Origin of the sequence: Vibrio sp. 1727 (genome assembly GCF_033344415.1) — a bacterium.
Lineage (GTDB): Bacteria > Pseudomonadota > Gammaproteobacteria > Enterobacterales > Vibrionaceae > Vibrio > Vibrio alginolyticus.
The window spans coordinates 1-586 of the sequence record NZ_JAWPOT010000471.1 but is presented as its reverse complement, the minus strand read 5'-3'; the positions used below and the strand labels follow the sequence as shown (position 1 = coordinate 586).

Here is a 586-nt window from a genome sequence, read left to right as displayed (position 1 = left end):
CCTCTCGATCGTTTACTGGCAAAACTAAAAGGCTTAGGTCTCATCAAAAAGTACGAACTAAAAACGCCAAGAGGAAAGCTTGCATTGTGGGGAGTGACCGACTTAGGCCTTGCGCAAAACCAACAGAAAAGTAATGGCAGAGAGAAGAGTTTTGTACCGTACCGAGTCACGGCCAAGAATGCAGAACATAAAATGAAAGTACAGTTTGTGCAGCTCCAGCTACAAAAAAATGGATGGTGTGATTGGGAAAATGGTAAACATGAAGACGCACGCAAAAAATATCAGGTAGCACACAAACCGAATGGTTTGGTGAAAAGTCCTTCGGGAGCAAAGATTGCACTCGAACTGATGCAAACAATTCAAACACCATCACGCTACCGGACCATTTTTAAAGATCACATACAGGCAAAAAAAGAGGGGTACTGGCATGCGGTCTTTTTCATCGTTGAGAGTAACGAAATGAAAAAGCTGTTAGAGAACCACTTCAACAAAATTGAATACATAAGGTTCAAAGAATCGAAGCACCCATTCGAGTATTACTGTTCAAACCTTTACCGAATCTTCACATTGGAAGAGGTGAAGACCT

At 41.8% G+C, this 586-nt stretch carries 1 protein-coding gene; it reads left to right on the top strand.

What is annotated here, in order from left to right; translation table 11 throughout:
• On the top strand, positions 1-586 hold a 586-nt coding region (locus tag R8O10_RS26420; RefSeq protein ID WP_318192124.1), incomplete at both ends, for a mobilization protein.